Source organism: Bradyrhizobium sp. BRP22 (assembly GCF_020194175.1).
GTDB lineage: Bacteria > Pseudomonadota > Alphaproteobacteria > Rhizobiales > Xanthobacteraceae > Bradyrhizobium.
This window is the reverse complement of sequence record NZ_JADYVX010000019.1, coordinates 80,605-106,013: the sequence shown is the minus strand read 5'-3', so window position 1 is coordinate 106,013 and position 25,409 is coordinate 80,605. Positions and strand designations below refer to the sequence as shown.

The following is a 25,409-nucleotide window of genomic DNA, read 5'->3' as shown; positions in this document are numbered from 1 at the left end:
GGGTCCAGTGCATGTTCCCCGGCTCGTTCAGGCGTCAGTCACGGGTGGCGCAACTGCGCGAATAAGCGGTCCGATCGGCAGGATCGAGGCCGGCAGCCGCGCCCTCGTCGAGGCAGCGGCTGATACGGTCACTGAACGAGCGGCGGGTCGACGCGCGGGGAGCTGGCAGCGAGGGCAGCTGAGATTCCGGTTCTCCACGCATCATCGGCGTCGTCGGCGCCACGATCTTCGGTGGCGGTGGAGGCGGAAGTGGCGGCGGAAAAAGGTTCGGGTTGGTGCCAGGCGCAATGAACTGCGCCGACGCAGCGGGCGCTGCGAACAGCAAGGCCAGGACGACAAGCACGCGCGACGAATGTCTCATTGCGCATATGTCGGAACGCCCCGGTGAAACCGCAAATAAATTATTCTTCAGGGGCATTCTCGATCGGGTCGAACCGGCTGGTGTCGAGACCGAGCAGGTTCCAGGATTGTTGCATGTGCGGCGGGAGCGGCGCCGTGATGTCAATGACCCCGCCGCGGGGATGCGGAATCACGATGCGCCGTGCCAGCAGATGCAGCCTGTTCTGCAACCCGCCCGGCAGCTCCCAATTCTCGCGATTGAAATATTTGGGATCGCCGACGATGGCGTGATCGATATGCGCCATATGCGCGCGCAACTGGTGGGTACGCCCCGTGACCGGCTTCAGCGATACCCATGCTAGCTTCTGCGCCGCGGTTTCGACCACCGCATAATAGGTCACAGCGTGGCTTGCGCCTTCGTCGCCATGAGCGGCAATCCGCATGATCGTGTCGTCCTCGCCCTCCTCTTTCGCAAGATAGGTCGAGATCCGGCCTTGCTTCGGCTTCGGCACGCCCGCCACCAACGCCCAATAGATCTTGCGCGCCGAGCGCGAGCGAAACGCGCCGGTGAGATGCGTCGCGGCAAAGCGGGTCTTCGCGACCAGGAGGCAGCCCGACGTTTCCTTGTCGAGGCGGTGCACCAGGCGCGGCTTCTGTCCCTTGGCGTCGCGCATCACCTCCAGCATCTGATCGACATGGCGCGTGGTGCCGGAGCCGCCCTGCACGGCAAGCCCGGCGGGCTTATTCAGCACCAGCACGTCGGCGTCCTCGAACAGCGTCATCTCCTTCAGCGCGGCCAGCGTCTTCGTCGCGGCCTCGGAGAGCTGACCAACCACCTTCGGGGCATCGAGCTTCAGCGGCGGGATGCGTACGCTCTGTCCCTCCTCCAGCCGGTCCTTACTGTCGGCGCGCTTGCCATTGACGCGCAGCTCGCCCTTTCGAACGATGCGCTGGATATGGGAGAACGACAGCCCGGGAAACCGCGCCTCGAGAAAGCGGTCGATGCGCATGTTGTTCTCGTCAGCGGTCACGGTGACCGTCTGGACTTTTGTCGGCAACGGCAGCTCGGCGGCAGCTTTCGCGGGCTCTGCTGCAACGGGCGGGGCCGATTTCTCCCGCCGCGGCTGGGCAAAGCGCGGCGGCCTTGTGCCCGCGCGGTGCATCGGCGGCCGATCGCCCTCGTGACCATTGCGAAAGGGCCGCGCGCTCTTCGGGCGATCACCACGATCGCTCGATTTTGACAATGGTCTCTTGACGCGGCGGCTCATGCTGTTCGGCTCCAGAGGTCGAGTGTTGCGTAGCGCAAATGCGGCTGGCCGTCACGGCGAAATCACCACAAATTCCGCGCAAAACCTCCAAAAGCGACACCGGTTTGATGAGACGCGTGCAACAAGCCACCTATACTCGTTGACAGTGTTGGGAACGCCATGCATATTTTCCGTGGGTGGATACGACCCGCTGCTTGCGCCCGAACAGGGTATGGTGAACGTATCGAGCCGCTTCCGGCTTCCTTTGCCCCGGCGAACGAGTCAGCAACGCAAGCACCTGACGATTTCTCGTTCGCTTACAGCAGAGGACCATCCATGCGCGATTTCCGCGATGCGAAGGCCATGGCGCAGACACTGCGCGATGCGCTCAAAGCCAAATCGATTTCCGTCAGCCACAGCGAGAGCCTCGAACTGGTCGCCAGGACCTTGGGCTTTCACGACTGGAACGTGCTGTCGGCGGCCATCCAGTCGAGCCAGCCGGTCACGGCCCAGGGCAAGAGTTCCCCTGCCCCGGTCTTCAACGGCGGCACGGTGATCCCCGTCGCGCCCATGCGGGACATCGTGTTCTTCCCGCAGTTGATCTCCCCGATGTTCGTGGGACGCGAGAAGACGCGTCGCGCGGTCGAGAGCGCGGCCGCCAACGATGGGCGCATCGTCGTGATCACTCAGCGACAAGCCGAAGACGACGACCCGGATTTCGACGCGCTTTATTCGGTTGGCGTCGTCGCCGACATCATGAATCGCATCGAACTGCCGAACGGAGACCAGAAGGTCAGGATTTCCTGCGGCAAGCGCGTTGCTGTTCTCAGACCCGTAGAAGCTGACTTCCTCGCGGCTGAGGTCGTACCGCTCGAAGAGTTCCGCGCGCTCGATACCGAGGCTTTCGCGCTAACGCGTGAAATCTTCGAGGCGTATCGGAACTCCACCAACACTGTGCCGCCGCAATCGCTCTACCGCTATGCCGGCGAGCCAGGCGTGCTTGCCGACGTTGTCGTCCAGCTCCTGGAGGTCGGCATCGAAAAGATGCAGCAGGCCCTGGAAATCCGGGACGTGGTCGTGCGGCTCGAAACCATTCTGGGCTGGATGCGTGCCGGCGCGCCCGCCAAAGCGAGCTAAGGCTTCTCAGGATCGGGGCGGTCTATGTCCCGCCCCGCTCTTTCCTGAGCCTATCCCAATAATCCAGCCGTTTGCGGATTTCGCGTTCGAAGCCGCGGTCGGGCGGATCGTAGAAGGTCTGGCGGCCCAGGGCTTCCGGAAAGTAGTCCTGGCCGGAGAAGGCGTCGGGCGCGTCGTGGTCGTACTGGTAGCCGGCGCCGTAACCCTCCGACTTCATCAATTTGGTCGGGGAGTTCAGGATGTGCTTGGGCGGCAGCAGCGAGCCGCCCTGCTTCGCCACCTGCTTGGCCGCACCGAACGCGGTGTACACGGCGTTCGATTTCGGCGCGGTGGCGACATAGACCACAGCCTGCGCGATTGCGAGCTCTCCCTCCGGCGAGCCGAGAAAATCATAAGCGTCCTTGGCGGCATTGGCGACCACAAGCGCCTGCGGATCGGCCAGGCCGATGTCCTCGACCGCCATCCGCACCACGCGCCGCGCCAGGAACAGCGGATCCTCGCCGGCATCGAGCATGCGCGCGAGATAATACAGCGCAGCATCCGGATCGGAGCCGCGCACGGATTTATGCAGCGCCGAGATCAGGTTGTAGTGGCCGTCGGCGGATTTGTCGTAGATCGGCGCGCGGCGCTGCAGGATCTCCTGCAACTGGGAGGGATTGAACACCTCATCCTTGCGCGCAGACCGCCAGACTTCTTCGGCGAGCGTGAGCGCGGCGCGGCCATCGCCATCGGCCATCCGCACCAACACGGCGCGCGCCTCCGCATCCAGCGGCAGCTTCCTGCCCTCGACCTCCTCGGCATGGGCGTAGAGTTTTTCGATCGCTTCCGCGTCGAGCGAATGGAACACCAAGACGCGCGCCCGCGACAAGAGCGCGGCGTTGAGCTCGAACGATGGATTTTCAGTCGTCGCGCCGACCAGGACCACCGTGCCGTCTTCCATCACGGGCAGGAAGGAATCCTGCTGCGCCCGGTTGAAACGATGGACCTCGTCGACGAACAGCAGCGTGCCCTTGCCGGTCTCGCGCCGCGCACGTGCGGCGTCGAACGCCTTCTTCAGATCGGCAACGCCGGAAAACACCGCGGAAATCTGCTCGAAATGCAGCTCGGTCGCATCGGCCAGAAGCCGCGCCACCGTGGTCTTGCCGGTGCCCGGCGGGCCCCAGAAGATCAGCGAGCCCAACGTGCGCGTTTCCAGCATGCGCGTCAGCGCGCCGTCGGGCCCAAGGATGTGGTCCTGGCCGACGACGTCGGAAAGCTTTCGCGGCCGCAGCCGGTCCGGCAGCGGATGCGGCGCATCCTGCTCCATCCCTGCCGCGGCAAAGAGATTGGTGGTCGGCTCCTGCTGTCGCTTCGCGTTCATCCGCCGAGCGTCACGTTGATCTGCTGGCCGCCGCGCACCAGCGTGATCCGCCAGATGCGCGAGGCCGCTTTCGAGGCCTTCTCGAGATCGCCAGTGCGCGCGATCTTCTGGTTGTTGACGGCGAGAATGATGTCGCCCTTCTGGAAGCCGACATTCGCAGCCGTGCCGTCATCGGCGAGATCGGTGACCACGACCCCTTCGACCCCGGCGTCGAGATGCAACTCATCGGCGAGCGCCGGCGAGATGTTTGCGACCTTCGCACCCTGAAACGGCGAGCGCGCCGTCAGCACGATCTCGTCACGTCCGGTATCGGGCGCGGTTTCCAGCGGCACCGTCAGCTTGATGGTCTTGCCGCCGCGCTGCACGTCGATCTGGGCGGTGCCGCCGAGCGGACGGGTTGCAAAACGGTAGTCGAAGGCGTTCGGATCATCGATGCTCTGGCCATCGATCGCAACGATCAGATCCGACAGTTTCAGCCCTGCACGCGCGGCCGGGCTGTTCGGCGCGACGTTTGCGACCAGTGCGCCGTTCGGCAGCTTCAGTCCCAGCGTTTCGGCGATGTCAGGCGTCACCGCCTGCAGCCGCGCGCCAAGCCATGGCCGCTTCACCGCCTTGCCGCCGCTCTTGGCGGACGCCACCACCACGCGCACCATGTTGGCGGGGATCGCAAAGCCGATGCCCTGCGAGCCGCCGGAGCGCGAGAAGATCGCGGTGTTGATGCCGGCGAGCCGCCCGGTCATGTCGACGAGGGCGCCGCCGGAATTGCCGGGATTGATCGCCGCATCGGTCTGGATGAAGAACTGATAGTCGGTGATGCCGACTTGCGTACGCGCGAGCGCCGAGATGATGCCATGCGTCACGGTCTGGCCGACGCCGAAGGGATTGCCGATCGCGAGCACGACATCGCCGACCAGCAGTTCGTCGGAATTGGCGAAATCGAGCGTCGCGAAATTCTCCTTCGCGGCCTTGATGCGCAGCACTGCGAGGTCGGTGCGGCTGTCCTTGAGCACGATCTCGGCCTCGAACTCGCGCTTGTCGGCGAGCGAGATCTTCACCTGGTCCGCGCCCTCGATGACGTGGTTGTTGGTGACGACGAGGCCGGAGGAATCGACCATCACGCCGGAGCCGAGCGAGCGCTGCATCTGCTCCGGCTGGCCGGGTACGCCGAAGAAGCGGCGGAAGATCGGGTCATCCAGGAACGGGTTGCGGTTCTGGACGGTCTTGGCAGCATAGACGTTGACGACCGCGGGCTGCACGCGCTGCACGATCGGCGCGTAGGACAGCCTCACCTCGCTGGCCGAGGACGGCACACGGCGGTCCTGCGACAGCGCCGGTGTCGCGGCGGCGGCTGAAATCAACAACACGGCGGCCAGGCGAATCAATTGCATGTAGAGATCCCGGGAATTCGTCGTTTCGATATAGGCATGAGCCGGCGGCGAGAGAAGCGATTGTTGGTTCAGGCGGCCGTCTGCGCCGCTTCAATGGGCTCAGGCGCCGGCGCGCAGGAGAGCCGCTCCTGGTGAGTCTCGCCCCACTGTTTCAGGATCTCGATCACCGGCCGCAGGCTCTCGCCGATTTCGGAGACGGTATACTCGACCCGCGGCGGCACTTCGGCATAGACCTTGCGGATGATGAGCTTGTCCTCCTCCAGTGCGCGGAGCTGCTTGGTCAGCATGCGCTGGGTGATGCCCGGCATCCGCCGCCGCAACTCGCCGAAACGCTGGGTGCCGGACAGGAGATGGAACAGGATCACGCCCTTCCATTTGCCATCGATCAGATCGAGCGTCGCCTCGACCGCACAGCCCGGCCGATGGGCAAAATTCCGCCGTTTCATCAGGTTTTTCCAATAGTATCCAAACAGGGACTAGTTCCCTGAATTTACCGTACTTGCCAATGGAGCGCCAGCGCGACAGTTAGATCGCAGCCAGACAAGGGAGAAGGCAATGAAGGCCGTCGGATACAAGAAATCCCTGCCGATCGAGGACGCGGAATCGCTGTTCGATTTCGACGCCGCCAAACCGGAGCCCAAGGGGCGCGACATTCGCGTCGCCGTCAAGGCGATCTCCGCCAACCCGGTCGACTACAAGGTGCGCAAGCGCGCCGCCCCGCCCGACGGCGAGGTCAAGATTTTGGGATTTGACGCCGCCGGCGTGGTCGATGCCGTGGGCCCGGAGGTCAGTCTGTTCAAGCCCGGGGACGAAGTGTTCTATGCCGGCTCGATCCTGCGCCAGGGCACCAATTCGGAATTTCATCTGGTTGACGAGCGGATCGTCGGCGCCAAGCCGAAGACGCTCTCGTTCGCGCAGGCCTCCGCCCTGCCGCTGACCTCGATCACGGCGTGGGAATTGCTGTTCGATCGGCTCGGCGCTGTGCCCGGCAAGAGCCTCGATCCGCGTACGCTCCTGATCGTTGGCGGCGCCGGCGGCGTCGGCTCGATCCTGATCCAGCTCGCGCGGCGGCTGACCGGCCTGACGGTTGTCGCAACCGCGACGCGGCCGGAATCGCAGAAATGGTGCTTAGAGCTCGGCGCGCATGCGGTGGTCGATCATGGCAAGCCGATGAAGGAGCAGATCGAGAAACTGAAGCTGCCGCCGGTCGGCCTCGTCGCCAGCCTCACCTTCACCGACCAGCACTACAAGGCGATCGCCGACTTCATGGCGCCGCAGGGCAAGTTCGGCCTGATCGACGATCCGCCGGAATTCAATGTCAGCGCGTTCAAGGGCAAGGCGGTATCCGTGCACTGGGAATCGATGTTCACGCGTTCCTCGTTCCAGACGCCTGACATGATCGCGCAGCATCATCTGCTCAACGACGTCGCCGACCTCATCGACAAGGGCGTGCTGCGCACCACGCTTGCCGAGACCTTCGGCACCATCAACGCGGCCAACCTGAAGCGCGCACATGCGCTGCTCGAAAGCGGCAAGTCGCGCGGCAAGATCGTGCTGGAAGGGTGGTGAATCCGCAGGGTGGGCAAGGCGCAGCCTGCCCGTCCCCTACAATCGCGCGGGGGCGCGTGCCGCTTCGGTCGGCGGCGTCGACCGTTCGATGAAGCCTTTGGCAAGCGCGTGATAGATTCCTTCCTCGCAAACCAATCGCGAGGTGCCGTAGGCGATCAATGCGGCGGTCATCAACGGCACCACCATGGTGTGCTCGCCGGTCATTTCCGTCACGATGACGAACGCCGTGATGGGGGCTTGGACGACGCCGGCGAAATACGAGACCATGCCGAGCAGCATGATCGCTGCCAAGGGCGCCCCGTGGAAGAAGGACGCTACGTTCGAGCCCAATCCGGCGCCCACGGCCAGCGAAGGCGAAAAGATCCCGCCGGGAATGCCGCTGATGGCCGCCAGGGCGGTGGCCAGGAACTTCAGTAGCCCAAAGTCTCCAGGCAATGGTGCACCGTTCTCGAGCGCAGCCTTTACCTGTGTATAGCCTGTGCCATAGACCGTATCGCCGGACACCAGCCCACAGAGCGCGACCGCGAGGCCGCACAGCGCTGCAAATGGCACCGCATGGCGTCGGATCGCCTGTCCAGCAACGCCCGGAAGTCCGCGCGCCACGGTAATGACGAAGCGACTGAACAGTCCGCCCATCAAACCGCCGACGACGCCGCAAGCGGGAATGGCGAGCCAGTCGATGCCGCGGCCCAGCGTCACCGCGCTCGTGCCGAAGTAATCATAGTTGCCCATCACCGCGAGCGACGTCAGGCCGGCAGCAATGACCGCTGCGATGATCAGGCTGCTGGTGCGCGTTTCGAAGGCACGGCTCATCTCCTCGATACCAAACACAATGCCGGCGAGCGGCGTGTTGAAGGCGGCGGCGACGCCGGCCGCGGCGCCGGCCAGGATCAATCCCGGCTGCCGTCGCGGCGATACGCGTCCAATGGCAAACATGATGGACGCACCGACTTGGACCGTTGGTCCTTCGCGACCGATCGAAGCACCGCATAACAGGCCGAAGAGCGTCAGGACAATCTTTCCGACGGCAATACGGATGGATACGAGCCGTTCCCTCGCCTGCTGAACGGTAAGATGCCGCGCGGCGATCGCCTGCGGAATGCCGCTGCCCTGGGCGTTCGGAAACAGCCTGGCCGTGAGCAACGCCGACAGCCCAAAACCAACAGGCGTGACGAGAAGCGATGCATAACGTGATTTGGACAGCAGCATCGCGAAGGCCTGTTGGGCCAGATCGGCGAGCTGCGCCAACATCACCGCGGCCGCGCCGACAACGACGCCGCCGAGCAGAAAGATCGCGCGCCGTTGCCAGCGCGCCGAGGTGATCTTAACCAGCCGTTGGTGGCGGGTGGACAGTTTCAGCTTCATGCAACGGTTCTACGCAATCCGCGCCTCCGGCAAAAGCGCGGATTACGGCGTTTGCTTCGCTGACCATATCGGCGGCTTCCACGCCCGCCTCAGATCGTGTTGATGATCCCGCCTTCGACGCGGAGCGCCGCGCCGTTGGTGGCGGAGGCCTCCTTCGAGGAGACATAGACGACCATGTTCGCGATCTCGTCGACGCTGGCGAAGCGCTGCAAGAGCGAGGTCGGGCGGTGCTGCTTGACGAAGTTCGCGATCGCCTCGTCCTCCGGCTCTCCATTCTGCCTCGCGAGATCCTTGACGAAGGTCTCGACGCCTTCGGACAGCGTCGGGCCCGGCATCACCGAATTGACGGTCACCGCCGTACCGCGGGTCAGCTCGGCGAGACCGCGCGAGATCGAGAGCTGCGCGGTCTTGGTCATGCCGTACTGGATCATCTCCTTGGGAACGACGAGCGCCGATTCGGAGGCGATGAAGATGATACGGCCCCAGTTGCGCTTCAGCATGCCCTGCATGTAGCCGCGCGACAGGCGCACGCCCGACATCACATTGACCTCGAAGAACCGGGTCCAGTCCTCGTCCGGAATCTCGAAGAAGTTTTTCGGCTCGAAGATGCCGGCATTGTTGATGAGGATATCAACCTCGGGTTGTGCCGATAGCAGCGCCTTGCATCCCGCAGCGGTGGAGACATCGGCGGCGATGCCGCGAACCCTGGCGCCCGCGATCGCCTTCTGAATTGAGGCGACCGCGGCGTCGATCTTGGGCTGACTGCGGCCATTGATGATCACCTCCGCGCCGGTGGCTGCAAGGCCGCGGGCAATGGCCAGGCCGATGCCGGCGGTCGAGCCGGTCACGAGCGCGGTTTTTCCGGAAAGATCAATCTTCATGCGTCGGCCTCCTGAAGGACAATGACTGGGATATCGTTGCGGTTCACAAGAATTCAATCACCGCTCACTCATGCGTGAGGATGCAGAAGTCGGAAAGGCGATGCTCGGTGCGCATCGCTTGAACACCTGACCTGCAAGTGCGCAACTTCAGCTTGCTTCTGTTGAGCCTGGTGATGGATGGTCTCCGCGCAACGCGAGCAGACGGAGATCAACGCCTCGAACATTCATCATTCCGTCATATGCTCGCACATTTCGCTTTGTCCTTCATCATTTCACAGATTGTCAACTCACGCTCACTAGGTAGCTCGCACATGGCTCCGGCCAACGATGTGAGCCATTCCCCCGGTGACGCTTTTCGCGGCAAATGCTCTCGATCTCCACAGGAATGCAGGACCAGAATGTTTTCAACTTCCACAAACCGGAAACTCGGTCCGAAGATCCTGCGACGCCTCCGCCCAAGCCTGAAGACTCAGATCGCGATGCTTGGCATAGGCGGCGTGTTAATCATAAGCGCAACCTGCCTCAGCGGCCTCTATTACGCGGCGCGGCTACAGCGTGAGTCGGATGACGCCGCACGATTCAGGGCGCAGCTCTCCTCTCTCTCGGAAGGGTTCCTGGAGTCACAGCAGATCACCACGCGTTTCCTTCGTACCCGCAATGAAGCGCTGGTGAAAATGCACGCTGACCGCATCCAGCAGGAGCTTGCCGAACTTGACAAGATCGAGGCCTTCGCCGCCGCCGCGCCGGACGGCGATCCGATCAGGCAGGCAGGTTCGCTGCGAAGTGGAATCAATCTTTATGCGACCAGGTTCCAGAACATTGTCGGCGCCCAGCGCGTCCTTGGCTTGAACGAAAGCGACGGGTTGCAGGGCAAGCTCCGGAGCGCGGTCCAGCAAATCGAATCACGACTGGCTCAGGTGGAGCAGCCGCAGCTAAGCATCCTGATGCTGACGATGCGTCGTCATGAGAAGGATTTCATCCTTCGCGGCGAAGAGAAGTTCGGTGATCAGCTCAACGAGCGCGAGGCCGAATTCGAGACGATGCTTGCCCAATCCACACTCGCGGCCGATACCAAGTCGGAGATCCTTGCGCTTGTACGCGCCTACAAATTGGCCTTCGCCGGATTCCTCGTCTCTCGGCAGGCGCTGGACGAACAGGTGGAAGACCTCGAACAGATCTACGATCGCACCCGTCCGACCCTGATCAAGGCGGCGGATGCCGCCAATGCGCGGTCCGAGCTCGCGGAGCGCAAGGCTGCCGACTTCAGGCAGATGCTCACCTGGCTGACCGGGCTTGCCGCATTCACGCTCGCCCTTTTGGCCGTCGTGTTCGGACGACGCGTGGCCGGCCTGATCAGCCGGATGAGCGCCGCCATGCGCGAGCTGGCGGCAGGTCGCTTCGATGTCGTTCTGCCCGGCCTCGATCGAACGGACGAAATCGGCGAGATGGCGCAGGCCGTCGAGACTTTCAAGCTCAAGGCAAAGGAAAAGGCCCAGCTCGAGCTCGAAGCAAGGCTGGAGGAGGATCGCCGCGCGGCCGATCGGCACAAGGCAGAACTCGCGAGGCTCGCCGGCGCTTTTGAAGCCGCCGCAGGCAATGTGATCGACGCGGTTTCGTCCGCATCGGAAGAACTGACTGCATCTGCTCACAGTCTAAGCGACACTGCGCACGAGACGAGGAAATTGTCGGCCAACGCTGCCGCGGCTTCCAGGGAGGCCTCTGCAAACGTGCAGCTGGTTGCCGCCGCGACCGAACAGATGATCGCTTCCGCCGCCGAAACCGGACGCCAGGTGGAGGAGTCCGCCGGCATCGCCCGGCACGCCGTGGATCAAGCCAGGCAGACCGATGATCGCATGGCGCGATTGGCGTCCGCGGCCGACCGCATCGGCAGCGTCGTTCAGCTCATTGCAACGATCGCCCAGCAAACCAATCTGCTCGCGCTCAACGCGACGATCGAGGCCGCCCGAGCCGGACAGGCAGGCGCCGGGTTTGCGGTGGTCGCGCAGGAGGTAAAAACACTCGCCAAGCAGACCGCCGACGCAACCGACGAAATCCGCGCGCAGATCGCCGGCATCCAAATCGCGACGCGCGAATCGGTCGATGCGATCAGCGAGATCGTCGATATCATCGGTCGGATCTCGCAGATCGCATCGACGGTCGCCGGCTCGATCGAGCAGCAAGGCACCGCAACCCGCAACATCGCCCAGAACATCCAGGGCGCCTCCGAGCGGACGTCCCAGGTCGCCATCAGTATCGGCGAGGTAGCGAACGGCGCCTCCAGGACCGGCAACGCGTCCTCTCAGGTCCTGCAGTCGGCAAGACTGCTTTCGGACGGAAACAACCGTCTCAAGCAGGAACTGGACAAGTTTCTCGCCACCATCCGGGCGGCCTGAGACAGGCGGACGGCTCACCCGGGCGGACATGCACCCAAAGAAAAAGCGGCGCTCGACGGCGCGCTTCCACAAAGCTTCAAGGTCGAAGCGACTTACGCCGCCTCGGCTTCCTTTTCCTGCACCGGGCCGGAATCCTGGCCCCTGGCGTCGACATCTCGGTCGACGAACTCGATGACGGCCATCGCGGCATTGTCGCCATAGCGGAAGCCGGCCTTGATGATGCGGGTGTAGCCGCCCTGGCGGTCCTTGTAGCGGGGCGCCAGCGTGTCGAACAGCTTCTTGACCATGTCGACGTCGCGCAGCTCCGAGATCGCCTGGCGGCGCAACGCCAGCCCGCCCTTCTTGCCGAGCGTGACGAGCTTCTCGACGATCGGACGCAGCTCCTTGGCCTTCGGCAGCGTGGTGACGATCTGCTCGTGCTTGATCAAGGCAGCAGCCATGTTGGCGAACATCGCGCGCCGATGCTCGGCCGTGCGATTGAGCTTCCGATGAACCCTTCCGTGACGCATGATCTATTCCTTTGGATTGAGTGTCACGACGGCGCGTCGGACATGTTTCTCAGGTGGGCTTCCTGCGTTCGCCCGCTAAACCGTGGCCGGGATGTCCGGCCACGACGATGATGTTGGATCAGTAATGATCCGGGATCAGTAATGATCCTCGAAGCGCTTGGCGAGCTCGTCGATGTTCTCCGGCGGCCAGCCCGGCACTTCCATGCCGAGATGCAGACCCATCTGGGCCAGCACTTCCTTGATCTCGTTCAGCGACTTGCGGCCGAAGTTCGGGGTGCGGAGCATTTCCGCTTCCGACTTCTGCACGAGGTCGCCGATATAGACGATGTTGTCGTTCTTCAGGCAGTTGGCCGAACGCACCGACAGTTCGAGCTCGTCGACCTTCTTGAGGAAGGCAGGGTTGAAGGCGAGATCGGGGATGATCTCCTGCGCGACTTCCTTGCGCGGCTCCTCGAAGTTCACGAACACATTGAGCTGATCCTGCAGGATGCGCGCGGCATAGGCGACCGCATCCTCCGGCGTGATCGCGCCGTTGGTCTCGATCGTCATGGTCAGCTTGTCGTAGTCGAGGATCTGGCCCTCGCGGGTGTTCTCGACCTTGTAGGAGACCTTGCGGACCGGCGAGAACAGGCTGTCGACCGGGATCAAGCCGATCGGCGCGTCCTCAGGCCGGTTGCGCTCGGCGGGCACATAGCCCTTGCCGGTCGAGACCGTGAACTCCATGCGGATCTCGGCGCCCTCGTCCAGGGTGCAGAGCACGAGGTCCGGATTGAGCACGGTAACGTCTCCCACGGTCTGGATGTCGCCTGCGGTGACGAAGCCCGGACCCTGCTTCTTCACGACCATGCGCTTGGGGCCTTCGCCCAGCATCTTGATCGAGATGTCCTTGATGTTGAGGACGATGTCGGTGACGTCCTCACGAACGCCTGCAATCGAGGAGAACTCGTGCAGCACGCCGTCGATATGCACCGACTGCACCGCCGCGCCCTGCAGCGAGGACAACAGGATGCGGCGCAGCGCGTTGCCGAGCGTCTGGCCGAAGCCGCGCTCCAGCGGCTCGGCCACGATGGTCGCAAAGCGGGTCGCATCGCCGCCCGGTGTCACCTGCAGCTTGTTCGGTCGAATAAGTTCCTGCCAATTCTTCTGGATCGTCACTGTGTCACCCGTGGTGAGGTCGATTTGGGCCAGTCGACATCAACTTACTGGCGTCGCGGGTTAGTCCGCGCGGTCAATTCCAAAAACAATCGCGAGACGGCAAAGCCGCCCCGCGACCAACCATCAGACGCGCCGGCGCTTGCGCGGACGGCAGCCATTGTGCGGGATCGTCGTCACGTCGCGGATCGAAGTGACGGTGAAGCCCGCGGCCTGCAGCGCGCGGAGCGCCGACTCGCGGCCCGAACCGGGGCCGGCGACTTCGACTTCCAGCGTGCGCATGCCATGTTCCTGCGCCTTCTTGGAAACGTCCTCCGCCGCGACCTGCGCGGCATAGGGGGTCGACTTGCGCGACCCCTTGAAACCCATCGTGCCGGCGGAAGACCAGGCAATGGTGTTGCCCTGCGCGTCGGTGATGGTGATCGTGGTGTTGTTGAACGACGAATTCACATGCGCGATGCCGGAGGCGATGTTCTTGCGTTCGCGGCGGCGTACGCGGGTGGCTTCCTTGCCCATTCCAAACCTTTCCTATGATCTCAACGCCGCCGTAATGCCAGCGGCTACACCTCAAAACGCGAACGGCGCGCGGCGAATGATTCGATTCGCCACTGCCAAGTCGCTATACGCAAACTTACTTCTTCTTGCCGGCGATCGCCTTGGCCGGTCCCTTGCGCGTGCGCGCATTGGTGTGGGTGCGCTGGCCGCGCACCGGCAGGCCACGGCGATGGCGCAGGCCGCGATAGCAGCCGAGGTCCATCAGCCGCTTGATGTTGATGCCGGTCTCGCGGCGCAGGTCGCCCTCGACGACGTAGTCGCGGTCGATCACTTCGCGGATCTGCAGCACTTCCTGGTCGCTGAGCTGGCTGACGCGACGCTCCAGCGGGATCTTGACCTTCTCCATGATGTCGGCGGCGTTCTTCTGGCCGATGCCATGGATGTACTGAAGCGCGATCAGCACGCGCTTGTTGGTTGGAATATTCACGCCGGCAATACGAGCCACGGCCTTCTCTCCTGTCGCCGATCCACCGGATCGGGGCTTCCTAGATCTCTGCTATCTCGGGCAGGTGTCCACAAACGCGAACACGACGCCCTCCCCTCGTTCCTTCGGGGCTCGGCATCGTCATAAAACTATCCAACTTGGATGCGGGGCTTATTAAAGGATTCATGTCGGTTTCGTCAACCGCTCCTAGCGCTTAGCTCGCTTTTTCGTGAGCTTTTTTGCCGGCCGCTTGGCCGCCTGCCTTGCCGTCTTCTTGGCCTTGCCGACGCCCCTCGCCTTGGCGGCCTTGGAGACCGTTTTGCGGGCTTTCCGGGCCGAGGTAGCCACCTTCCGGGTTCCCTTGGCAGCGCCCCTGGCTTTGGCCGCGGCCTTCTTGGCCGGCGCCCTGGTTCCCTTGCCTGCGGTTCCAGACGCCGAACGCTTGGCCGGCGAGGCCCGCCGCGCGGCCTTGGGTTCCGCGGCGCCGAGCGCCTGCAGGATCCGGTTGATCTCGCTCGTGACGTGTTCGATGGTCATCATGCCATCTACGGTGAGCAGCTTGCGGCGCTCGGAATAGTAGTGAATCAGCGGCTCGGTCTGGGCGCGGTAGCTCGCCAGCCGCTTGGTCAGCACTTCGGGCGTATCGTCGGCGCGGACTTCCTCGCCCCGCGCCCGCGTCTCGGCGGCACGCTTCTCCACCCGCTCGAGCAGCGCGCTCTCATTGACGCGAAGCTCGATCACGGCGTCGAGCTTGAGGCGCTTCTTCTTCAGGAGTTCATCCAGCGCCTCGGCCTGCGGCACCGTGCGCGGGAAACCGTCGAGGATGAAGCCCTTCTTGGCGTCAGGCTGATCAATGCGATCGGAGATGATGCCGATCACGATCTCGTCCGGCACCAGCCCACCCGCGGCCATGATGTCCTTGGCCTGCAGGCCGATCGGCGTGCCGGCGGCAACCGCGGCGCGCAGCATCTCGCCGGTCGAGAGCTGGACGATGCCGTATTTCTGAACCAGCCGCTGGGCCTGGGTCCCCTTGCCCGAGCCTGGCGGCCCCAAAAGGATCAATCTCATTTTTCGCCCCCCGGCTTGGTGAGCGAGATCCGCACACCCGTGGTTTTGAGTTTTTTGCGCCGCCGCTCCGCTCTGCTAGCGGCGACGACCCCTGAGCTTGGACTTCCTGATCAGCCCTTCATACTGATGGGCAAGCAGATAGCCCTGAACCTGCGCCACCGTATCCATGGTCACGCTGACCACGATCAGAAGCGATGTGCCGCCAAAGTAGAACGGCACGGAGGCGTAGGAAATCAGAATCTCCGGGATGAGACATACGATCGCAAGATAGACCGCGCCGACCACCGTGATGCGCGACAACACGTAGTCGATGTATTCAGCGGTGCGCTCGCCGGGCCGGATGCCCGGAATGAAGCCGCCATGCTTCTTCAGGTTGTCGGCGGTCTCGGTCGGGTTGAACACGATCGCCGTGTAAAAGAAGGCAAAGAACACGATCAGCGCGAGATAGAGCACCAGGAACAGCGGCCGCCCATGGCTGAGCTGGGTGGTGATCCACTGCATCCATTCCGGTCCGGAGCCGACGTTGAAGTTCGCAACCGTGGTCGGAAGCAACAGCAGCGAGGACGCGAAGATCGGCGGAATCACGCCGGAAGTATTGAGCTTGAGCGGCAGATGCGAGGACTGGCCCTCGAACATCTTGTTGCCGACCTGGCGCTTCGGATACTGGATCAGCAGGCGGCGCTGCGCGCGCTCCATGAACACGATGAAGGCGATCACGGCAACCGCCATCACGATCACGACCAGAATCAGCCCGGTCGACATCGCGCCCTGGCGGCCGAGTTCGAGCATGTTGGCGAGCGCCGCCGGCAGTTCCGCGACAATGCCGGCCAGGATGATCAGCGAGATGCCGTTGCCGATGCCGCGCGAGGTGATCTGCTCACCCAGCCACATCAGGAACATGGTGCCACCGGTCAGCGTGATCGCCGTCGAGAGGCGGAAAAACATGCCAGGCTCGGTGACCACATTGCCGGCGCCCTCGAGCCCGACCGCGATGCCGTAGGACTGGAACGCGGCAAGGATCACGGTGAGATAGCGCGTGTACTGGTTCAGCGTCTTGCGGCCGGCCTCGCCTTCCTTCTTCAGCGCCTCGAGCTGGGGCGAGACGGTGGTCAGAAGCTGGATGATGATCGATGCCGAGATATACGGCATGATGTTCAGCGCGAAGATCGCCATGCGGTGGATGCCGCCGCCGGCGAACATGTTGAACATGCCGAGGATGCCGCCCGCCTGGGAGCGGAACACCTGCTCCCACACATTGGGGTCGATGCCGGGCAGCGGGATGTAGGTGCCGAGCCGATAAACAAGCAGCGCACCCAGCGTGAACCAGATGCGCTTCTTCAGCTCCTCGGCCTTCGCCAGAGCTCCGAAATTGAGGTTGGCTGCAAGTTGTTCCGCTGCTGAGACCATCGTCTTGGCTTTCTCCCGGAGGCCCCGCGCCGACGTCCCCCTTGGGACCGTCGGCAGACACCGGACATTATTTGGTGCTCGGCTTCGATAAGTCCAACGTTCTCTGCCGCCCTTGCCTGCACGGGGCAGGCAATGACGCAGATGTTACGCCGCCTCGCCTTCTTCCTTCTTGGCGGGCGCCAGGACTTTCACCGTGCCGCCGGCCTTCTCCACCGCGGCGATCGCGGACTTGGAGGCGCCGTGCACCTCGATGTTGAGCTTGGCCGTGAGTTCGCCGCGGCCGAGCAGCCGCACGCCGTCCTTGGCGCGGCGCAGCACGCCCGCCTTCACCAGCGCTTCCGCGTTCACGACCGCGCCAGTGTCGAGCTGCTTGGCGTCGACCGCCTGCTGCAGACGGTCGAGATTGATCTCGGCGAACTCGAGCCGGAAGATGTTGTTGAACCCGCGCTTGGGCAGGCGGCGATGCAGCGGCATCTGGCCGCCCTCGAAGCCCTTGATGCGCACGCCGGTACGCGCGGTCTGGCCCTTGCCGCCACGGCCGCCGGTCTTGCCCTTGCCTGAACCGATGCCGCGGCCGATGCGCATGCGCTTCTTGCGCGAACCGGGATTGTCGGCGATCTCGCTGAGCTTCATCGCCCTTCTCCTTGTCTGTCTTAACCCTCGCCGACGACGCGGACGAGGTGTTGAACCTTGCTGATCATGCCGCGAACCTCAGGGGTGTCCTGATGCTCGGCAACCCGGCCGATCTTGTTGAGCTTGAGGCCGATCAGCGTCGAACGCTGCGAATGATGGCGGCGAATCGGGCTGCCGATCTGCTCGACCTTGATCGTCTTTGCGGCCTGGGCCATCTCTAAAACTCCAGATAGTGCGCTGGTTTAGCGCAAGTTATTCAGCCACTACCTCGGCATCGCCGCCGACGCGACGGGCCTGCAGGGTGGACACCTTGATGTTGCGGCGCGCAGCGACCGAGCGCGGCGAATCCTGGTTCTTCAGCGCGTTGAAGGTGGCGCGAACCATGTTGTACGGATTCGACGAACCGATCGACTTCGCCACCACGTCCTGGATGCCGAGCGTCTCGAACACCGCGCGCATCGGGCCGCCCGCGATGATGCCGGTACCGGCCGGCGCGGCGCGCAGGTAGACGCGGCCGGCGCCGTGACGGCCGGCGATGTCGTGATGCAGCGTGCGGCCCTCGCGCAGCGCCACGCGGGTCAGGTTGCGCTTGGCGGCCTCGGTCGCCTTGCGGATCGCTTCCGGCACTTCGCGCGCCTTGCCGTGGCCGAAACCGACCCGGCCCTTCTGGTCGCCGATCACGACCAGCGCCGCAAAGCCGAAGCGCTTGCCGCCCTTGACGACCTTCGCCACGCGATTGATGTGCACGAGCTTGTCGACGAACTCGCTGTCGCGCTCCTCGCGCTCCCTGCTCCGTTCGCGTCCGCCGCGTTCGCGTTCTGCCATGGTGTTTTCCAATCTCTGAGAGGCTTTGCCTCAATCCCTGATATTCGAATCCTTAGAAGCTCAGTCCGCCCTCGCGCGCGGCATCCGCGAGCGCCTTGACGCGCCCGTGATAGAGATAGCCGCCGCGGTCGAACACGACTTCCTTGACGCCCTTCTGGGTGGCGCGCTCGGCAAGCAGCTTGCCGACCGCCTTCGCCGCATCGATATTGGCGCCGGTATTGCCGTTCTCGCGCATCGTCTTCTCGAGCGACGAGGCCGACGCCAGCGTCTCGCCCTTCTGATCGTCGATCACCTGGGCGTAGATGTGCTTGGACGAGCGGAACACCGACAGGCGCGGACGGCCGCCCCCGGAACGGCGCAGCGCCAACCGCACACGTTGCTTGCGCCGGGCATTGGTAACCTTCAGTGACATGACCGGCTCCGTTACTTCTTCTTGCCTTCCTTGCGGAAGATGAATTCGTTGGCGTACTTCACGCCCTTGCCCTTGTAGGGCTCCGGCGGACGATACGCGCGGATCTCGGCCGCGACCTGGCCGACGCGCTGGGGATCGATGCCCGAGACGGTGATCTCGGTCGGCTTCGGCACCGCGATCGAGATGCCCTCCGGGATCGGGTAGATGACGTCGTGGCTGTAGCCGAGCGCGAGCTGCAGGTTCTTGCCCTGCATCGCCGCGCGGTAGCCGACGCCGGTGATCTCGAGCTTCTTCTCAAAACCCTTGGTCACACCCTCGACCAGGTTCGCGACCTGCGCACGCGCGGTGCCGTACATCGCCTGCGCGCGGTTCGTCTTGACGCGCGGCGCAACCTTGACCTGCCCGTTCTCGAACTTCACCTCGACATCGTCATGCACGACGAACTGAAGCTGCCCCTTCGGCCCCTTCACCTTCACCGTCTGCCCATCGACGGTCGCCGTCACACCCGACGGGATCGCCACAGGCCTTTTGCCAATACGTGACATGGCTCAATCCTTCCTCAGAACACCGTGAAGAGAATTTCGCCGCCCACATTCGCGTCGCGCGCGTCATGGTCGGCCATGATTCCCTTCGGCGTCGACAACACGGAGATGCCGAGACCATTGTTCACCCGCGGCAGGTTCTTCACCGAGGTGTAGACCCGGCGGCCCGGCTTCGACACGCGCTCGATCTCGCGGATGACCGGCTCGCCGTCGAAATATTTCAATTCGATCTCGAGCTCGCTGCGGCCGGACGAGTGCTCGACGCTGGCATAACCGCGGATATAGCCTTCCGCCTTCAGCACCTCGAGCACGTTCTGGCGCATCTTCGAGCCCGGGCTCGTGACCTTGGACTTCGAGCGCATCTGCGCGTTCCGGATGCGGGTGATGAGATCGGAGATCGGATCGTGCGTTGACATCTTCCGACCCTCCTTACCAGCTCGACTTCACGAGGCCCGGGATCAGGCCCTTGGAGCCGAGCTCGCGCAGCGCGATGCGGGACAGCTTGTTCTTGCGATAGTTCGAGCGCGGGCGACCGGTGAGCTCGCAACGGTTGCGTATCCGGGTCGGCGACGAGTTGCGCGGCATTTCGGCAAGCTTCAAGGTCGCCGCGAAACGCTCTTCCATCGGCTTGGTCTTGTCGGCGATGATCGCCTTCAACCGGGCACGGCTGGCGGCGGCGTTCTTGGCCATCCGCTTGCGCCGGTTGTTCTTCTCGACTGCACTCTTCTTTGCCATGCGTGGCTCCTTACGTTTCCGCGTTTGAGAGGCTGTTCGTCAGCGTCTCACTGCCGGAACGGGAAATTGAAAGCGGTCAACAAGGCGCGAGCCTCGTCGTCGGTCTTGGCCGTGGTACACACCGTGATGTCCATGCCGCGCGCTTCCGAGACCTTGTCGAAGTCGATCTCGGGGAAAATGATGTGCTCCTTGATGCCGAGCGAATAGTTGCCGCGGCCGTCGAAGCTCTTCGGGTTCAGCCCGCGGAAGTCGCGCACGCGCGGCAGCGCGACGTTCACCAGGCGGTCGATGAACTCGTACATGCGGGCCTTGCGCAGCGTGACCTTACAGCCGATCGGCTGATTCTCGCGCAGCTTGAAGGTCGCGATCGCAACCCGCGAATAGGTCACGATGGCCTTCTGGCCGGCGATCTGCGTCAGCTCGGCGGCGGCGGTCTCGGCCTTCTTGCGGTCGTTGACGGAATCGCCGACGCCCATGTTGAGCACGACCTTGTCCAGCCGCGGCACCTGCATCGCGTTCTCGTAGCCGAACTTCTCGGTCAGCAGGCCGCGAATCTTCCTGTCATATTCCGTGCGCAAGCGCGGCACATAGGCGGTCTCAGCCATCGATCTCTGCTCCCGAGCTCTTGGCAATGCGAACCTTCTTGCCATCAGCCTGAATCTTGAACCCGATGCGGGTCGGCTTTCCATCCTTGCCGACATACGCGACGTTGGAGAGGTGGATCGGCGCCTCCTTGGAGATAATGCCGCCCTCCTGGTTCTGGGTCTGCTTCTGGTGACGCTTCACCATGTTGACGCCGCGCACCAGCGCGGTGTTTTCGGCCGGGCGCACCTCGAACACTTCGCCGGTGCGGCCCTTGTCGCGGCCGGTCAGCACGATGACCTTGTCACCCTTCCGGATCTTGGCAGCCATCACAGCACCTCCGGGGCAAGCGAGATGATCTTCATGTGGTTCTTGGCGCGCAGCTCGCGCGGCACCGGCCCGAAGATGCGGGTGCCGACCGGCTCCGACTGGTTGTTGACCAGCACGGCTGCGTTGCGGTCGAAGCGGATGACCGAGCCGTCGGGGCGGCGAATGTCCTTGCGGACCCGCACCACGACCGCCTTCATGACGTCGCCCTTCTTCACCTTGCCACGCGGAATGGCTTCCTTGATCGACACAACGATAATGTCGCCCACGGTGGCGTAGCGGCGCTTGGAGCCCCCAAGCACCTTGATGCACATGACACGGCGTGCGCCTGAATTATCGGCCACGTCGAGGTTGGTCTGCATCTGAATCATTGATGCACCTCGTCCTCTTTCTGCGCTTCACTTGCGCTCAAAATTTTCCCGACATTCCCCGGCTCCAGAGCCGGATGCGCGTCAGGCCGTTTGCTTCTGCTCGCCCCGGATCACGATCCAGCGCTTCAACTTCGAGATCGGCTTGCTTTCCTCGATCCACACCGTATCGCCCGGCTTGAACTGGTCGCTCTCGTCGTGGGCGTGGTAGTTCTTCGAACGGCGGATCGTCTTCTTGTAGATCGGATGGGTGAAGCGGCGATCGACGCGCACCACCACCGTCTTGGCTTGCTTGTCGCTGACGACCACGCCCTGCAGCGTACGTTTCGGCATGTCCGGCCTCTTACTTCTTCTTCGCGCGCTGCTGCGCGGCGATGGTCTTGATACGGGCGATGTCGCGGCGCGCTTCCTTCAGCCGCGAGGTGTTCTCGAGCTGGCCGGTGGCGCGCTGGAAGCGCAGGTTGAACCGCTCCTTCTTCAGATTGAGGATCGCGTCCTCCATCTGGTCGGCGCTCATCGCGCGGATATCCTCGATTTTCAACTGGGCCATCTCGGTCACTCCGCGATGCGCGCGACGAAGCGCGTCTTGATCGGCAGCTTGGCGGCGGCGAGATCGAGCGCCTCGCGCGCGACCTGGTTGGTGACGCCGTCGATCTCGAACAGCACACGACCCGGCTTGACGCGGACCACCCACAATTCCGGCGAGCCCTTGCCCGAGCCCATGCGCACTTCGGCGGGCTTCTTCGACACCGGCACGTCCGGGAACACGCGGATCCAGACGCGGCCGGCGCGCTTCATGTGGCGGGTCAGCGCGCGGCGGGCGGCCTCGATCTGGCGCGCGGTGACGCGTTCCGGCTCGAGCGCCTTCAGGCCGAACTGGCCGAAGGACAACGTCGCGCCCGAAGTCGCAACGCCGTGGATGCGGCCCTTATGCGCCTTCCGGAACTTCGTTTTCTTTGGTTGCATCATGGCGTTAAGCCCTCAAACTCTCATCTCGCTTCAGGCGGCCGCGGCATCGCGGCGGGAGCGCCCGGTATCGCCTTCAGCCATCCGCTTGTCCTGGGCCATCGGATCGTGCTCGAGGATCTCGCCCTTAAAGATCCAGACCTTGACGCCGCAGGTGCCGAAGGTCGTGAACGCGGTGGCAACGCCGTAGTCGACGTCCGCGCGCAGCGTGTGCAGCGGCACCCGGCCCTCGCGGTACCACTCCATGCGCGCGATTTCAGCGCCGCCGAGCCGACCCGAGCAGTTGATGCGGATGCCCTCGGCGCCAAGACGCATCGCCGACTGCACCGCGCGCTTCATGGCGCGGCGGAACGCAACACGGCGCTCGAGCTGCTGCGCGATCGATTCGGCGACCAGCGTCGCATCGAGCTCCGGCTTGCGGATCTCGACGATATTGATGACGACGTCGGACGCGGTGATGTCGGCAACCTTCTTGCGCAGCTTGTCGATGTCGGCGCCCTTCTTGCCAATCACGACGCCAGGACGCGCTGAATGGATCGTCACCCGGCACTTCTTGTGCGGACGCTCGATCACGATGCGCGCCACCGCGGCCTGCTTGAGCTCCTTGTGCAGGATCTCGCGGATCTTGACGTCCTCGTGCAACAGCTTGCCGTATTCGGCCTTGCCGGCGAACCAACGCGAATCCCAGGTTCGGTTGATGCCGAGACGCAGCCCGATCGGATTGATCTTTTGACCCATCTTATTCTCCCGCGCTTCCCTTAAGCGCTCGCCTCGGCCTCGACCTCACGAACCACGATCGTGAGATGCGAGAACGGTTTGTAGACACGGCCCGAGCGGCCACGGCCGCGCGGGGCAAAACGCTTCATGACGAGGCCATTGCCGACATGGGCCTCGGCGACGACGAGATCGTCGACTTCGAGGTCATGGTTGTTTTCGGCATTGGCAATCGCCGATTCCAGGCACTTCTTGACGTCGACCGCGATCCGCTTGCGCGAGAACTGCAGGTCGGCAAGCGCGGCCGACGCCTTGCGGCCGCGGATCATCTGCGCCACCAGGTTCAGCTTCTGCGGGCTGACGCGCAGCATCCGGGCGACGGCCTTGGCCTCATTGTCCGCGAGGACACGTTCGCGCTTTGGTTTGCTCATCGCTTAATCCTCAAGCCTAACTCTTTAAGCCTTCTTGGCTTTCTTGTCGCCAGAGTGGCCGTGGAAGGTACGGGTCGGCGAGAACTCGCCGAACTTGTGACCCACCATTTCCTCGTTCACCGAAACCGGCACGTGCTTCTGGCCGTTATAGACGCCGAAGGTCAGGCCCACGAACTGCGGCAGGATGGTCGAGCGGCGGCTCCAGATCTTGATGACGTCGTGACGGCCGGACGCCCGCGCGGCATCTGCCTTCTTGAGCAGCGATGCCTCGACGAACGGGCCTTTCCAGACTGAACGAACCATGTCCGGCGTTCCTTACTTCTTCCGCTTGTGGCGGCTTAGGAGAATGAATTTGTTGGTCGACTTGTTGGACCGCGTCTTCTTGCCCTTGGTCGGCTTGCCCCACGGGGTGACCGGGTGGCGGCCGCCCGAAGTCCGGCCTTCACCGCCGCCATGCGGGTGGTCGATCGGGTTCATGACGACGCCGCGGTTGTGCGGGCGCCAGCCGAGCCAGCGGGTGCGGCCCGCCTTGCCGATCGAGATGTTCATGTGATCGGGATTCGACACCGCGCCGATGGCGCCGCGGCAACGGCCGTGCACCAGGCGCTGCTCGCCCGAGTTCAGGCGGATGATGACGTAGTCCTGGTCGCGGCCGACGATCTGGGCATAGGTGCCGGCCGAGCGCGCGAGCTGGCCGCCCTTGCCGATCTTCAGCTCGATATTGTGGACGATGGTGCCGACCGGCATGTTGCCGAGCGGCATCACGTTGCCCGGCTTGACGTCGACATAGCTGCCGGCCACCACCGTGTCACCAGCGGCAAGCCGCTGCGGCGCCAGGATGTAGGCCTGCTCGCCATCCTGATACTTGATCAGCGCAATGAAGGCGGTGCGGTTCGGATCGTACTCGAGCCGCACGACGGTCGCCGGCACATCCACCTTGTCGCGGCGGAAGTCGACATTGCGATAGGCCTTCTTGTGGCCGCCGCCGCGGAAGCGGACGGTGATGCGGCCGGTGTTGTTGCGGCCACCGTTCGACTGCTTGCCCTCGGTGAGCGCCTTGACCGGCTTGCCCTTGTAGAGCGCCGAACGATCGACCATCACCAGCTGGCGCTGGCCCGGCGTCGTTGGGTTGTAGGTTTTCAATGCCATCGTCGTTACGCCCTTATAGTCCGGTAGTCACGTCGATGCGGTGGCCCTCTTCCAGGGTCACGATCGCGCGCTTGGTGTCCGACTGCGAGCCGAAATTGCCGCGGAACACTTTGGTCTTGCCCTTGCGCACCAGCGTGTTCACGCTCTTGACCTTGACGTCGAAGAGCTTCTCGACCGCTTCCTTGATCTGCGGCTTGGTCGCCTTGCCGGCGACCTTGAACAGCACCTTGTTGTGCTCAGAGGCGAGCGTCGCCTTTTCGGTCACAACGGGCGCGACGATGACGTCGTAGTGGCGCGGATCGATATTCTTCATTTGAAGCGCGCCTCCAGCGCATCGACGGCCGCCTTGGTCAGAACCAGCTTCTGGCGGCGCAGGATGTCGTAGACGTTGATGCCCTGGATCGGCAGCACGTCGATATTCGGAATGTTGCGCGCCGCGGTCGCAAAGCCGTTGTTGAGCTCCGCGCCGTCGATGATCAGCGCATTGGTGAGCCCGAGGCCGGAGAAATGACCGACCAGCGCCTTGGTCTTGGCTTCCTTGATGTCGGCGCTGTCGAGCACGACGAGGCCGCCGTCCTTGGCCTTGGCCGACAGAGCATGCTTGAGGGCGAGCGCACGCACCTTCTTCGGCAGGTCGGTCGCATGCGAGCGAACCACCGGACCGAAGGCGCGGCCGCCGCCACGGAACTGCGGCACGCGGGCCGAGCCGTGACGGGCACCGCCGGTGCCCTTCTGCTTGTACATCTTCTTGCCGGTGCGCCAGATCTCGGCGCGGCCCTTGGCCTTGTGGGTGCCGGCCTGACGCTTGTTGAGCTGCCACTGCACGCAGCGCTGAATGATGTCGGCGCGCGGCTCGAGGCCGAAAATGGCGTCGGAAAGCTGGACCGAGCCGGCTTCCTTGCCCTCAAGGGTGGTGACTTTCAGTTCCATC

The 25,409-nt window shown here is 63.7% G+C and carries 35 protein-coding genes; 3 read left to right on the top strand and 32 right to left on the bottom strand.

Annotation, left to right across the window (positions count from 1 at the left end):
• Positions 1-34: 34 nt before the first annotated feature.
• Positions 35-361, bottom strand: coding sequence for a hypothetical protein (locus I6F35_RS22940; RefSeq protein WP_225119925.1), 327 nt, complete (start codon positions 359-361; stop codon positions 35-37).
• 40 nt (positions 362-401) lie between these two features.
• Entirely contained in the window at positions 402-1,607 is a 1,206-nt protein-coding gene (locus tag I6F35_RS22935) for an RluA family pseudouridine synthase (RefSeq protein ID WP_225119924.1), read from the bottom strand.
• A 315-nt stretch (positions 1,608-1,922) separates the two neighbouring features.
• Here I6F35_RS22935 and I6F35_RS22930 point away from each other — a divergent pair, with 315 nt between their 5' ends.
• Entirely contained in the window at positions 1,923-2,723 is an 801-nt protein-coding gene (locus tag I6F35_RS22930; RefSeq protein WP_225119923.1) for an LON peptidase substrate-binding domain-containing protein, read from the top strand.
• 22 nt (positions 2,724-2,745) lie between these two features.
• Here I6F35_RS22930 and I6F35_RS22925 read toward each other — a convergent pair whose 3' ends face one another.
• The 3 genes from I6F35_RS22925 to I6F35_RS22915 all read right to left on the bottom strand — a co-directional run bounded on the left by I6F35_RS22925 (position 2,746) and on the right by I6F35_RS22915 (position 5,917).
• Complete coding sequence (locus I6F35_RS22925) at positions 2,746-4,083, bottom strand: replication-associated recombination protein A (RefSeq protein WP_225119922.1); 1,338 nt, start codon at positions 4,081-4,083, stop codon at positions 2,746-2,748.
• Entirely contained in the window at positions 4,080-5,471 is a 1,392-nt protein-coding gene (locus I6F35_RS22920; protein WP_225119921.1) for a DegQ family serine endoprotease, read from the bottom strand. The genes I6F35_RS22925 and I6F35_RS22920 overlap by 4 nt, the downstream gene beginning before the upstream one ends.
• A 68-nt stretch (positions 5,472-5,539) precedes the next feature.
• Positions 5,540-5,917 carry a helix-turn-helix domain-containing protein gene (locus I6F35_RS22915; RefSeq protein WP_225119920.1) on the bottom strand — a complete coding sequence of 126 codons (378 nt, stop codon included), beginning with the start codon at positions 5,915-5,917 and terminating at the stop codon, positions 5,540-5,542.
• Between the two features lie 109 nt (positions 5,918-6,026).
• Here I6F35_RS22915 and I6F35_RS22910 point away from each other — a divergent pair, with 109 nt between their 5' ends.
• On the top strand, positions 6,027-7,040 hold the full coding sequence (locus I6F35_RS22910; protein WP_225119919.1) for a zinc-binding alcohol dehydrogenase family protein: 1,014 nt from the start codon (positions 6,027-6,029) through the stop codon (positions 7,038-7,040).
• Positions 7,041-7,076: 36 nt separating this feature from the next.
• Here the strand turns inward: I6F35_RS22910 and I6F35_RS22905 are convergent, their stop codons facing one another.
• Together I6F35_RS22905 and I6F35_RS22900 are read right to left on the bottom strand one after the other, a co-directional pair.
• A complete protein-coding gene (locus I6F35_RS22905; protein ID WP_225119918.1) occupies positions 7,077-8,405 on the bottom strand; it encodes a chloride channel protein in 1,329 nt (442 codons plus the stop codon).
• An 89-nt stretch (positions 8,406-8,494) separates the two neighbouring features.
• On the bottom strand, positions 8,495-9,286 hold the full coding sequence (locus tag I6F35_RS22900) for an SDR family oxidoreductase (RefSeq protein WP_225119917.1): 792 nt from the start codon (positions 9,284-9,286) through the stop codon (positions 8,495-8,497).
• 497 nt (positions 9,287-9,783) lie between these two features.
• On the opposite strand from I6F35_RS22900, the gene I6F35_RS40555 reads away from it, so the two are divergent.
• Positions 9,784-11,679, top strand: coding sequence for a HAMP domain-containing methyl-accepting chemotaxis protein (locus tag I6F35_RS40555; protein ID WP_225119916.1), 1,896 nt, complete (start codon positions 9,784-9,786; stop codon positions 11,677-11,679).
• A gap of 92 nt (positions 11,680-11,771) precedes the next feature.
• Here the strand turns inward: I6F35_RS40555 and rplQ are convergent, their stop codons facing one another.
• The 25 genes from rplQ to rplD all read right to left on the bottom strand — a co-directional run bounded on the left by rplQ (position 11,772) and on the right by rplD (position 25,408).
• Positions 11,772-12,188: a 50S ribosomal protein L17 gene (gene rplQ, locus I6F35_RS22890; RefSeq protein WP_225119915.1), complete on the bottom strand. Its 417-nt coding sequence runs from the start codon at positions 12,186-12,188 to the stop codon at positions 11,772-11,774.
• 135 nt (positions 12,189-12,323) lie between these two features.
• The gene (locus I6F35_RS22885) at positions 12,324-13,367 is read right to left on the bottom strand and encodes a DNA-directed RNA polymerase subunit alpha (RefSeq protein WP_225119971.1); all 1,044 of its coding nucleotides are present in this window, start codon (positions 13,365-13,367) and stop codon (positions 12,324-12,326) included.
• Between the two features lie 99 nt (positions 13,368-13,466).
• The gene (gene rpsK, locus I6F35_RS22880; protein ID WP_006021048.1) at positions 13,467-13,856 is read right to left on the bottom strand and encodes a 30S ribosomal protein S11; all 390 of its coding nucleotides are present in this window, start codon (positions 13,854-13,856) and stop codon (positions 13,467-13,469) included.
• A gap of 115 nt (positions 13,857-13,971) precedes the next feature.
• Positions 13,972-14,340 (bottom strand): 30S ribosomal protein S13, encoded by a 369-nt coding sequence (gene rpsM / locus I6F35_RS22875; RefSeq protein ID WP_225119914.1) that lies wholly within the window; start codon positions 14,338-14,340, stop codon positions 13,972-13,974.
• A 186-nt stretch (positions 14,341-14,526) separates the two neighbouring features.
• A complete protein-coding gene (locus I6F35_RS22870) occupies positions 14,527-15,387 on the bottom strand; it encodes an adenylate kinase (protein ID WP_225119913.1) in 861 nt (286 codons plus the stop codon).
• Positions 15,388-15,462: 75 nt separating this feature from the next.
• Positions 15,463-16,794: a preprotein translocase subunit SecY gene (gene secY / locus I6F35_RS22865; RefSeq protein WP_225119912.1), complete on the bottom strand. Its 1,332-nt coding sequence runs from the start codon at positions 16,792-16,794 to the stop codon at positions 15,463-15,465.
• Between the two features lie 144 nt (positions 16,795-16,938).
• Positions 16,939-17,427, bottom strand: a complete 489-nt coding sequence (gene rplO / locus I6F35_RS22860) for a 50S ribosomal protein L15 (protein WP_225119911.1) — start codon at positions 17,425-17,427, stop codon at positions 16,939-16,941.
• Positions 17,428-17,447: 20 nt separating this feature from the next.
• Positions 17,448-17,642 carry a 50S ribosomal protein L30 gene (gene rpmD / locus I6F35_RS22855; protein WP_028168147.1) on the bottom strand — a complete coding sequence of 65 codons (195 nt, stop codon included), beginning with the start codon at positions 17,640-17,642 and terminating at the stop codon, positions 17,448-17,450.
• A gap of 37 nt (positions 17,643-17,679) precedes the next feature.
• Positions 17,680-18,252 carry a 30S ribosomal protein S5 gene (gene rpsE, locus I6F35_RS22850; protein WP_225119910.1) on the bottom strand — a complete coding sequence of 191 codons (573 nt, stop codon included), beginning with the start codon at positions 18,250-18,252 and terminating at the stop codon, positions 17,680-17,682.
• 52 nt (positions 18,253-18,304) lie between these two features.
• Positions 18,305-18,664, bottom strand: coding sequence for a 50S ribosomal protein L18 (gene rplR / locus I6F35_RS22845; protein ID WP_225119909.1), 360 nt, complete (start codon positions 18,662-18,664; stop codon positions 18,305-18,307).
• Between the two features lie 11 nt (positions 18,665-18,675).
• The gene (rplF, locus tag I6F35_RS22840; protein ID WP_225119908.1) at positions 18,676-19,209 is read right to left on the bottom strand and encodes a 50S ribosomal protein L6; all 534 of its coding nucleotides are present in this window, start codon (positions 19,207-19,209) and stop codon (positions 18,676-18,678) included.
• Positions 19,210-19,223: 14 nt separating this feature from the next.
• Positions 19,224-19,622: a 30S ribosomal protein S8 gene (gene rpsH, locus I6F35_RS22835; RefSeq protein ID WP_225119907.1), complete on the bottom strand. Its 399-nt coding sequence runs from the start codon at positions 19,620-19,622 to the stop codon at positions 19,224-19,226.
• A 13-nt stretch (positions 19,623-19,635) separates the two neighbouring features.
• Positions 19,636-19,941 carry a 30S ribosomal protein S14 gene (rpsN, locus tag I6F35_RS22830; protein WP_028168152.1) on the bottom strand — a complete coding sequence of 102 codons (306 nt, stop codon included), beginning with the start codon at positions 19,939-19,941 and terminating at the stop codon, positions 19,636-19,638.
• Between the two features lie 47 nt (positions 19,942-19,988).
• Positions 19,989-20,546: a 50S ribosomal protein L5 gene (gene rplE, locus I6F35_RS22825; RefSeq protein WP_225119906.1), complete on the bottom strand. Its 558-nt coding sequence runs from the start codon at positions 20,544-20,546 to the stop codon at positions 19,989-19,991.
• Complete coding sequence (rplX, locus tag I6F35_RS22820; protein ID WP_225119905.1) at positions 20,539-20,853, bottom strand: 50S ribosomal protein L24; 315 nt, start codon at positions 20,851-20,853, stop codon at positions 20,539-20,541. Before rplX ends, rplE begins: the two co-directional genes overlap by 8 nt.
• Complete coding sequence (gene rplN, locus I6F35_RS22815; protein WP_028168155.1) at positions 20,853-21,221, bottom strand: 50S ribosomal protein L14; 369 nt, start codon at positions 21,219-21,221, stop codon at positions 20,853-20,855. The genes rplX and rplN overlap by 1 nt, the downstream gene beginning before the upstream one ends.
• A gap of 81 nt (positions 21,222-21,302) precedes the next feature.
• The gene (gene rpsQ / locus I6F35_RS22810; protein WP_027583261.1) at positions 21,303-21,551 is read right to left on the bottom strand and encodes a 30S ribosomal protein S17; all 249 of its coding nucleotides are present in this window, start codon (positions 21,549-21,551) and stop codon (positions 21,303-21,305) included.
• A gap of 10 nt (positions 21,552-21,561) precedes the next feature.
• A complete protein-coding gene (gene rpmC / locus I6F35_RS22805; protein ID WP_225119904.1) occupies positions 21,562-21,768 on the bottom strand; it encodes a 50S ribosomal protein L29 in 207 nt (68 codons plus the stop codon).
• Between the two features lie 5 nt (positions 21,769-21,773).
• Positions 21,774-22,187, bottom strand: coding sequence for a 50S ribosomal protein L16 (gene rplP / locus I6F35_RS22800; protein WP_225119903.1), 414 nt, complete (start codon positions 22,185-22,187; stop codon positions 21,774-21,776).
• A gap of 30 nt (positions 22,188-22,217) precedes the next feature.
• Positions 22,218-22,922, bottom strand: coding sequence for a 30S ribosomal protein S3 (gene rpsC, locus I6F35_RS22795; protein WP_225119902.1), 705 nt, complete (start codon positions 22,920-22,922; stop codon positions 22,218-22,220).
• Positions 22,923-22,942: 20 nt separating this feature from the next.
• Positions 22,943-23,329 (bottom strand): 50S ribosomal protein L22, encoded by a 387-nt coding sequence (gene rplV / locus I6F35_RS22790; RefSeq protein WP_028168159.1) that lies wholly within the window; start codon positions 23,327-23,329, stop codon positions 22,943-22,945.
• 24 nt (positions 23,330-23,353) lie between these two features.
• Positions 23,354-23,632: a 30S ribosomal protein S19 gene (gene rpsS / locus I6F35_RS22785; RefSeq protein WP_024509042.1), complete on the bottom strand. Its 279-nt coding sequence runs from the start codon at positions 23,630-23,632 to the stop codon at positions 23,354-23,356.
• Positions 23,633-23,644: 12 nt separating this feature from the next.
• On the bottom strand, positions 23,645-24,478 hold the full coding sequence (gene rplB, locus I6F35_RS22780; protein WP_225119901.1) for a 50S ribosomal protein L2: 834 nt from the start codon (positions 24,476-24,478) through the stop codon (positions 23,645-23,647).
• A 13-nt stretch (positions 24,479-24,491) separates the two neighbouring features.
• Entirely contained in the window at positions 24,492-24,791 is a 300-nt protein-coding gene (locus tag I6F35_RS22775) for a 50S ribosomal protein L23 (RefSeq protein WP_225119900.1), read from the bottom strand.
• Positions 24,788-25,408, bottom strand: a complete 621-nt coding sequence (gene rplD, locus I6F35_RS22770; protein WP_130577498.1) for a 50S ribosomal protein L4 — start codon at positions 25,406-25,408, stop codon at positions 24,788-24,790. The genes I6F35_RS22775 and rplD overlap by 4 nt, the downstream gene beginning before the upstream one ends.
• Position 25,409 lies beyond the last annotated feature (1 nt).

Coding starts and splice junctions, on each gene's coding strand:
- I6F35_RS22940 (WP_225119925.1), bottom strand. CDS start 361: ATGAGACATTCGTCGCGCGTGCTTGTCGTCCTGGCCTTGCTGTTCGCA.
- I6F35_RS22935 (WP_225119924.1), bottom strand. CDS start 1,607: ATGAGCCGCCGCGTCAAGAGACCATTGTCAAAATCGAGCGATCGTGGT.
- I6F35_RS22930 (WP_225119923.1), top strand. CDS start 1,923: ATGCGCGATTTCCGCGATGCGAAGGCCATGGCGCAGACACTGCGCGAT.
- I6F35_RS22925 (WP_225119922.1), bottom strand. CDS start 4,083: ATGAACGCGAAGCGACAGCAGGAGCCGACCACCAATCTCTTTGCCGCG.
- I6F35_RS22920 (WP_225119921.1), bottom strand. CDS start 5,471: ATGCAATTGATTCGCCTGGCCGCCGTGTTGTTGATTTCAGCCGCCGCC.
- I6F35_RS22915 (WP_225119920.1), bottom strand. CDS start 5,917: ATGAAACGGCGGAATTTTGCCCATCGGCCGGGCTGTGCGGTCGAGGCG.
- I6F35_RS22910 (WP_225119919.1), top strand. CDS start 6,027: ATGAAGGCCGTCGGATACAAGAAATCCCTGCCGATCGAGGACGCGGAA.
- I6F35_RS22905 (WP_225119918.1), bottom strand. CDS start 8,405: ATGAAGCTGAAACTGTCCACCCGCCACCAACGGCTGGTTAAGATCACC.
- I6F35_RS22900 (WP_225119917.1), bottom strand. CDS start 9,286: ATGAAGATTGATCTTTCCGGAAAAACCGCGCTCGTGACCGGCTCGACC.
- rplQ (WP_225119915.1), bottom strand. CDS start 12,188: ATGCGTCACGGAAGGGTTCATCGGAAGCTCAATCGCACGGCCGAGCAT.
- rpsK (WP_006021048.1), bottom strand. CDS start 13,856: ATGGGCAAGGAAGCCACCCGCGTACGCCGCCGCGAACGCAAGAACATC.
- I6F35_RS22870 (WP_225119913.1), bottom strand. CDS start 15,387: ATGAGATTGATCCTTTTGGGGCCGCCAGGCTCGGGCAAGGGGACCCAG.
- secY (WP_225119912.1), bottom strand. CDS start 16,794: ATGGTCTCAGCAGCGGAACAACTTGCAGCCAACCTCAATTTCGGAGCT.
- rplO (WP_225119911.1), bottom strand. CDS start 17,427: ATGAAGCTCAGCGAGATCGCCGACAATCCCGGTTCGCGCAAGAAGCGC.
- rpmD (WP_028168147.1), bottom strand. CDS start 17,642: ATGGCCCAGGCCGCAAAGACGATCAAGGTCGAGCAGATCGGCAGCCCG.
- rpsE (WP_225119910.1), bottom strand. CDS start 18,252: ATGGCAGAACGCGAACGCGGCGGACGCGAACGGAGCAGGGAGCGCGAG.
- rplR (WP_225119909.1), bottom strand. CDS start 18,664: ATGTCACTGAAGGTTACCAATGCCCGGCGCAAGCAACGTGTGCGGTTG.
- rplF (WP_225119908.1), bottom strand. CDS start 19,209: ATGTCACGTATTGGCAAAAGGCCTGTGGCGATCCCGTCGGGTGTGACG.
- rpsH (WP_225119907.1), bottom strand. CDS start 19,622: ATGTCAACGCACGATCCGATCTCCGATCTCATCACCCGCATCCGGAAC.
- rpsN (WP_028168152.1), bottom strand. CDS start 19,941: ATGGCAAAGAAGAGTGCAGTCGAGAAGAACAACCGGCGCAAGCGGATG.
- rplE (WP_225119906.1), bottom strand. CDS start 20,546: ATGGCTGAGACCGCCTATGTGCCGCGCTTGCGCACGGAATATGACAGG.
- rplX (WP_225119905.1), bottom strand. CDS start 20,853: ATGGCTGCCAAGATCCGGAAGGGTGACAAGGTCATCGTGCTGACCGGC.
- rplN (WP_028168155.1), bottom strand. CDS start 21,221: ATGATTCAGATGCAGACCAACCTCGACGTGGCCGATAATTCAGGCGCA.
- rpsQ (WP_027583261.1), bottom strand. CDS start 21,551: ATGCCGAAACGTACGCTGCAGGGCGTGGTCGTCAGCGACAAGCAAGCC.
- rpmC (WP_225119904.1), bottom strand. CDS start 21,768: ATGGCCCAGTTGAAAATCGAGGATATCCGCGCGATGAGCGCCGACCAG.
- rplP (WP_225119903.1), bottom strand. CDS start 22,187: ATGATGCAACCAAAGAAAACGAAGTTCCGGAAGGCGCATAAGGGCCGC.
- rpsC (WP_225119902.1), bottom strand. CDS start 22,922: ATGGGTCAAAAGATCAATCCGATCGGGCTGCGTCTCGGCATCAACCGA.
- rplV (WP_028168159.1), bottom strand. CDS start 23,329: ATGAGCAAACCAAAGCGCGAACGTGTCCTCGCGGACAATGAGGCCAAG.
- rpsS (WP_024509042.1), bottom strand. CDS start 23,632: ATGGTTCGTTCAGTCTGGAAAGGCCCGTTCGTCGAGGCATCGCTGCTC.
- rplB (WP_225119901.1), bottom strand. CDS start 24,478: ATGGCATTGAAAACCTACAACCCAACGACGCCGGGCCAGCGCCAGCTG.
- I6F35_RS22775 (WP_225119900.1), bottom strand. CDS start 24,791: ATGAAGAATATCGATCCGCGCCACTACGACGTCATCGTCGCGCCCGTT.
- rplD (WP_130577498.1), bottom strand. CDS start 25,408: ATGGAACTGAAAGTCACCACCCTTGAGGGCAAGGAAGCCGGCTCGGTC.